8 protein-coding genes are annotated in these 6,636 nt (G+C 46.5%); 3 read left to right on the top strand and 5 right to left on the bottom strand.

Going from position 1 to position 6,636, the window contains the following annotated elements; genetic code table 11:
* Positions 1–302 precede the first annotated feature (302 nt).
* The 3 genes from PN466_RS01400 to PN466_RS01390 form a co-directional block, all read right to left on the bottom strand.
* On the bottom strand, positions 303–1,928 hold the full coding sequence (locus PN466_RS01400; RefSeq protein ID WP_271936332.1) for an alpha/beta hydrolase: 1,626 nt from the start codon (positions 1,926–1,928) through the stop codon (positions 303–305).
* Between the two features lie 41 nt (positions 1,929–1,969).
* Positions 1,970–2,344 (bottom strand): hypothetical protein, encoded by a 375-nt coding sequence (locus PN466_RS01395; RefSeq protein ID WP_271936330.1) that lies wholly within the window; start codon positions 2,342–2,344, stop codon positions 1,970–1,972.
* 229 nt (positions 2,345–2,573) lie between these two features.
* Positions 2,574–3,038 carry an acyl-CoA thioesterase gene (locus PN466_RS01390; RefSeq protein ID WP_271936334.1) on the bottom strand — a complete coding sequence of 155 codons (465 nt, stop codon included), beginning with the start codon at positions 3,036–3,038 and terminating at the stop codon, positions 2,574–2,576.
* Between the two features lie 97 nt (positions 3,039–3,135).
* Between PN466_RS01390 and PN466_RS01385 the strand changes: the two genes are divergently transcribed.
* Entirely contained in the window at positions 3,136–3,972 is an 837-nt protein-coding gene (locus tag PN466_RS01385) for a universal stress protein (protein WP_271936328.1), read from the top strand.
* Between the two features lie 84 nt (positions 3,973–4,056).
* Here PN466_RS01385 and psbM read toward each other — a convergent pair whose 3' ends face one another.
* Entirely contained in the window at positions 4,057–4,170 is a 114-nt protein-coding gene (psbM, locus tag PN466_RS01380; RefSeq protein ID WP_271936326.1) for a photosystem II reaction center protein PsbM, read from the bottom strand.
* Positions 4,171–4,247: 77 nt separating this feature from the next.
* Positions 4,248–4,544, bottom strand: a complete 297-nt coding sequence (locus PN466_RS01375) for a 2Fe-2S iron-sulfur cluster-binding protein (RefSeq protein ID WP_271936324.1) — start codon at positions 4,542–4,544, stop codon at positions 4,248–4,250.
* A gap of 318 nt (positions 4,545–4,862) precedes the next feature.
* Here PN466_RS01375 and psbB point away from each other — a divergent pair, with 318 nt between their 5' ends.
* Together psbB and PN466_RS01365 are read left to right on the top strand one after the other, a co-directional pair.
* Positions 4,863–6,389, top strand: coding sequence for a photosystem II chlorophyll-binding protein CP47 (psbB, locus tag PN466_RS01370; protein ID WP_271936323.1), 1,527 nt, complete (start codon positions 4,863–4,865; stop codon positions 6,387–6,389).
* Positions 6,390–6,537: 148 nt separating this feature from the next.
* Positions 6,538–6,633 carry a photosystem II reaction center protein T gene (locus PN466_RS01365; RefSeq protein WP_271936322.1) on the top strand — a complete coding sequence of 32 codons (96 nt, stop codon included), beginning with the start codon at positions 6,538–6,540 and terminating at the stop codon, positions 6,631–6,633.
* The last annotated feature ends 3 nt before the right edge of the window (positions 6,634–6,636 follow it).

Raw genomic sequence — 6,636 nt, 5'->3', positions numbered from 1 at the left:
TCTTCCAAGCTTCTTTGGCTTCCTGATAAGCTTGGAAGAGTTCCTCTATGCTATGGTGTGCAACTATCTGAATTCGTCTTGGCATGACTAGGTTTGATGCTGTGCCTTTTTATTTTAGCTGATTCCTCGGACTTGATATGATGACGGAACTATCAAGGTGTGGGATGTGGACTTTGACTCTTTAATGCAGAAAACTTGCCAGAGAATTCGCCCCTATTTATCTAATCCTCATGCTCCTTTGACTGAAGAAGAGCGTCGCTTATGCGACGGAATAGGAGATGGGGAATAGGGAAAAACTGTTTTTACTTTTCTCCTAGGGCAAAGCGTTGTAGCAGACGACCGACTTCTATTCGCTCCCATAAATTCCCTGGAAGAGATTGATTTAAGCGCAGGGGAATTTTAGGCGTGGAAAAAGATTGGGCGTAAGCAGAACTGAGGAAAATTTCATAGCGTTCTTTTTCCGGGGTTAATTGTTTAATAAATGCCAGAGAAACCCCATTGACTAATTGTTGCAAAGGCTCAAAGGGGGAACCTACAGGACTCGAATCTCTGAGATTACCAATACTTAAATGGGGTGTGCCAATGGCTGTGAGCAGATATTTGGGCGCGGTTAAGCGGTTAAAGGGGCGGATTTGATGTTCGAGGGCTGGGGCAACCACATCATTGGTATTGGTTAAGATTAAGGTGGGGATTTTGACGGCACTGATTCCCGTTTCGCCAAATAAACGCCCAATGACGGGACTAATGGCAATCACTTGCACAATCCGGTCATCCTTGAGAGACTGGGGAGTAACGGTGAGATCGGCGGCTGCACATTGTAACCAGTCGGCTGGAGAACGACCTAAGGGAAGGCGATCGCGGCAAAAACGGCGTACACTGGCTAAATCTAGCTCTGCACCCGCTAATACGAAAGCGGTATATCCCCCCAAAGAATGACCCACTAAAGTGACCTGATCGGTGTTAAATTTGCCCTTCAATGGACCTGGTTGATCATTGACCTTACCTAGGTAATCCAGCAAAAAGTGAATATCTAAGGGGCGGTCAATAAATTCCTCTGGAGGAACCAACGTGGTTAACTGGCTAAATTTTGACCCCTTGATTAACCATCGGAGATTGCTTCCGGGATGCTCGATCGCCGCCACGGTTAATCCATGGGACGCTAAATGATAGGCTAAACCCGACAGGTAATTGCGATCAGAGCCAAATCCGTGGGACATGACGACTAGAGGCCCAGGGGTTGGCGATCTCCGGACGGTATACAGATCGACCGGAATGATGCGCTCCCTATCCCGGTCTTGGAGAATTAATGATGTTTTTTCTACCCGATCGTAGGTTCGTTGGGTCGGATCGACTTCCCCAGTTAGAGGGGCTGAGGACTCATTCACCAAAAGATCGCGCACCAGTAAGGGTTCTAGAAGGCGACTTTGCCAATAATCATGGTTAAACTGAAGGGCAAAAGAGAGCGCCGCAGAAACATTGATGGTAATTTCTTGACCGGGATAGGCTTTGAGAATCGAGAGAACACTGAAATGGTTTTCTTGCAGTGTGGTGGTTACGGCTTGCTCTAGATAGTCCAGCCGACTATTGGGCAAAATGGGAACGATACTTTGGTAAATTTCCAGACTCAGGGGAGAATGGAGAATATTTCTGAGGATGCGATCGCCCAGTTGGGTATCAATGGGAAACCGATAGTCGATGAGCTGTTGCACCCTAGGGGTGAGAACTGAGCGATAGGGATGCAATGCCGGAGATAGGTTTCCGGTTTCGCTAAAATCTTCTAAATCGGCGATCGCAATTTGAGTCTGCCATAATCCTAAACGAAGATTAATGCGATCGGCTCCATGGGCAGGTTGTCCTAGGGTACACCAACCACTGAGCAGAGCTAAGACACATCTTAAACCCCATCGTTGGTGCGATCGCTTCATCATCCTCATCCTTCACTCAAATAAAAAAGTTCTAGGCACACCCCTTATGGGGACTCTTCCTGTGCTTCTCTCAGTAATAACACAAACTGATAAGTTCCTACCGGCATATCCCTCTCAGGAATCCAATTGCCATTCACCCAATCCCAAGTATACAGTTGTTTATTCAGAATCGTCACATAAGAAATTTCTCCTAAATTCCCCGTCACCAAATACATGGGGATCCCTAACCGATAAGTATTATTACAATTGTTAGAATTCGATTGAATTTGACTGCAAATCTGACGATATAACGCGGGATTTAAATCGATCAGTTCATGAAAATTTCGGCGATGTTCTGCCCAAGCTGCTTGGGAAATTCCCACCCCTCCTAAAAATGCCGTTAAACCCATTAACAGACTGGAAATGATACGAGTTTTCACGATCTAGACTCCCTTTGAGCATTTTGCTCTAATTATAGCCAAAGGGCGATCGCTAGAAAGCACGATTAACCTAGGAATTTCTGCATAAATGAGCTGTGTAGGTTAGGAAACAAAAAAAACGTTTTAGCCCATTGCTAGAGTGCCCATTGCCTCCAACAATAATTCTAATGAATGTCCAAAAGTGACAGAAGAGGGATGACCTAGAGCGATCGCCATCCCCTGCCCGAACCTAAGACAACTTCATCAGAGCATCCACAAGCATTGATGGTAACTTTCTTAGTACCTTACCCCGTTGGCGATCGACCGCGACTAAAGTAACCTGAGCAGTCATATAACGCTCGTGTCCATCTAACGAACAAATCTGACATTGGATAATCTGGCGAACCCCAGTAATTTCTGCCAAACGAGTTTTCAGGATCGCTCTCATCCCTAACTGAAGAGGTCTCTGATAGCGCACCGACAGATCCACCACCGGTAGATCGCATCCGATGGCCACCAATTGAGCGAAATCAACCCCCATAGAGCGGAAATACTCTACCCTTGCCTCTTCCATCCATTGGATATAACTTCCATGCCAAACCACTCCGGCATAGTCGGTATGGTGGGGATAGACACAAACCGGATACTCAAACCAGGGGCGATCGCCAGGATCAGCCCCTCCAGGATAAACGGGTACAATTCTGGAAGTCGCGATCGATTTATCTGACACTTTTCTTAAAATTTTACGTTGCAACTTCAGATTATCCTTAAATCATAAGAAGAATTTCCTCAATACAGATGGAATCACTCCAATGTTCAAGAAAATTTTAGTTGCCGTTGCTGGCCGAGGCCTGTGCGAACAAATGATGAATATGCTCCTAGAGATTCCCTCCATTCAAAGGGACACTCAAGTGACGCTTCTCCATGTTGTTCCCAAGAAGTCTAGCGAACGCGATATTGCCAACCTGTTAGAAGAAGGGGGCAAAATCCTCGCTCAAGCAGTGGACTCCCTCAAACTGGATGAAGAACGGATTAATCCCCGCCTCAAGCAAGGAGATCCTAAACAAACCGTTCTTGATGTGGCTGCAGAAGAAAACTCTGACCTGATCATCATGGGTTCTCGGGCCCTGGGTCGTCTACAGTCGATCCTCCAACAATCCGTAAGTCAATATGTTTTCCAGACCAGTACCCGTCCGATGCTGCTCGTGAAAGATGATGTGTATGTCAAGCGCCTCAATCGGGTATTAGTTGCTCTTGATGGTTCAGAAACTGCTCAGGAAAGTCTACAGGTTGCCCTAAAACTTCTGCAAGAGGTTTCGGGCAGTTCTCTGACCCTGCTGCATGTGAATCCTGAATCGAAAATCGCCAGTCCCGATCAAGACCCGATTTTAGTCGATGCGGCCCAAAAAGCGAAAGTCTTTGGGGTAAATACGGAATTGCTCCATGCCATGGGTAATGCAGGTGAAAAAATTTGCCAGATTGCCGAGGAAAAAAATGTGGATTTGATGGTGTTGGGTTCTCCAGACCGTCGGCCCTCTATCGCGAAAAAACTACCCGATCTCGATCGCTTATTGGGATCTTCTCTGTCTGACTATGTGCGAGTTCAGGCAAATTGTCCGGTATTACTGGTCAGAAATACCAGTAACTAGCGATCGTTGAGGAGATATAAAAAATGCTGAGATCTTTCTAATCTCAGCATTTTGAATTCATCTAGCCGTGAAAAATAAGGACGATTAAGTGCCTTTGTTATCACGACTAGCGGTTTGAATATAGAGGATCAACAAAAATACAGCAGGAACCAGGACGAATAGGATGCTGGCCACAAATCCTAAGTCATTTACTTGCATTAGCTACAGGCCTCTTTATTATCTAAGGGTTAAATCCCTATCTAGAATAACCGATATGTATCCTCTCTTAAAGTCCGTTAGGGCTTCGTTTTTACACTTACGGGGCCATTGACCAAGGTTTGACAGGCTAAACGATAGGTTTCGGGCTTTTTCTTGAGCTTTCGTTCTTCAAAGTTCGTCTTAGCCGAGAGGTTTTCCATACCCTCAACAATCTCTACGATGCACGTCCCACATTGACCGACTCCACCACAATTGGTCATTTTGCCGATCAGTTTATAGATATCGATCCCCTTTTCTAGAGCTTCTAAACGTAAGTTGGCTCCATTGGCAGCGATCGCCACTTTATCCTCATTGACAAATTGGATATTAGCCATTGTCCACCTCTTTGTTTCTTATCGTTAAGAATTATAAAGAAATGTTGCACTGTTGGGTATCCTTATGGTCAAAATCAACAAGAAACTAGCGTAACTGATTTCAGCTTGCAATCGGTTCCATCACTGGTTACAATTCGTTATATTCGTTCTCATGAAAAAACCAGCGCTCCGAGCCAGAAGTCTTGACTCATCTGAACTGGAGTCGCTGATTTAATATTACGGTAGACTCAGGATCTAGCTTCAAGGGTCTACCGAAAAAACGAAAAACCACTTGAGTTAATCGTCGATTTAGAAATCCTAAAAGGAGGAGCGTAGTCAATGGGACTACCCTGGTACCGAGTACATACAGTTGTCCTGAATGATCCAGGCCGTCTGATCGCTGTACACCTGATGCACACTGCCCTGGTTGCAGGCTGGGCTGGCTCAATGACCTTATATGAGTTAGCCATCTACGATCCTAGCGATCCTATCCTCAATCCCATGTGGCGGCAAGGCATGTTTGTCATGCCCTTCATGGCCCGTCTAGGAGTTACCGATTCCTGGGGCGGATGGAGTATTACGGGTGAAACCGTATCCAATGTTGGCTTCTGGTCCTTTGAAGGAGTAGCCGCAGCTCATATCATCCTATCTGGCTTATTATTCCTCGCCGCTTGCTGGCACTGGGTTTACTGGGACTTGGAACTCTTCACCGATGCTCGTACCGGTGAACCTGCCCTAGACCTGCCCAAAATGTTTGGGATTCACTTATTCTTATCTGGACTTCTGTGCTTTGGCTTTGGAGCCTTCCATGTAACTGGCCTGTTTGGGCCCGGGATTTGGGTCTCTGATCCCTACGGCATCACCGGAAGTGTCCAGGCCGTGGCCCCAGAATGGGGGCCGGCAGGCTTTGACCCCTTCAACCCTGGGGGAATTGCCGCTCACCACATCGCCGCTGGTGTGGTTGGTATTATTGCTGGATTATTCCATCTCACCGTTCGTCCCCCAGAGCGCCTCTATCGCGCCCTGCGGATGGGTAACATTGAAACCGTACTCTCTAGCAGTATTGCAGCAGTGTTCTTTGCTGCATTTGTAGTGGCTGGAACCATGTGGTACGGTAGCGCAGCTACCCCCATCGAACTTTATGGCCCCACCCGCTATCAGTGGGATGGAGGATATTTCCAACAAGAAATTGAACGTCGCGTTCAAGCCAACATCGCCAATGGAGATAGTCCTTCAGAAGCTTGGAATAAGATTCCTGAGAAACTGGCCTTCTACGATTATGTCGGAAACTCCCCAGCTAAAGGCGGTTTATTCCGGGTTGGGCCCATGAATGATGGGGATGGTCTAGCTCAAAACTGGTTAGGTCACCCTGTGTTCACGGATAAAGATGGTCGCGTCTTAAGCGTGCGCCGGATGCCTAACTTCTTTGAAACCTTCCCCGTTGTCCTCACCGATGAAGATGGTGTAGTTCGTGCTGATATTCCTTTCCGTCGTGCTGAATCTCGGTATAGCTTTGAGCAAACCGGAGTAACGGCAACCATTTATGGCGGTGAACTGGATGGTCAAGTGATCACTGACCCCGCTAAAGTTAAGCAAATCGCTCGGAAAGCCCAATTGGGTGAACCGTTTGAATTCGATCGCGAAACCCTGGGTTCTGACGGTGTATTCCGCACCAGTACCAGAGGTTGGTTTACCTACGGTCATGCCGTCTTTGCTCTGTTATTCTTCTTTGGTCATATCTGGCATGGTTCTCGGACTCTATACCGAGATGTATTTGCCGGTATTGATTCCGATCTAGAAGAACAAGTAGAGTTCGGTCTGTTCGCGAAAGTGGGTGATACCAGTACCCGTAAAGAAGGAGCTTAGGAGACGGGCTAACCGTTTTAGGGTTAGTTTGTCCCCAAACCGATAATTGAGAAAGTAGGAGTAGGTAAGTCTACTCCTACTTTTTCTTGGTTTCAAAGTAAGATAAAATAAGCAGCATTCATCCATTACCCGATTGGGACGTTAAACTATGGAAAGCACCGTTTATATATTAGTTCTAGCATTAGCTTTGGGAACAATTTTCTTTGCGATCGCCTTCCGCGATCCCCCGAAAATTGGAAAATAAGAA

It is taken from the genome of Roseofilum reptotaenium CS-1145 (assembly GCF_028330985.1).
GTDB classification, from domain to species: Bacteria; Cyanobacteriota; Cyanobacteriia; order Cyanobacteriales; family Desertifilaceae; genus Roseofilum; species Roseofilum reptotaenium.
Note: the sequence above shows the minus strand (reverse complement) of the source record. Positions and strands in the feature narration are given on the sequence as shown.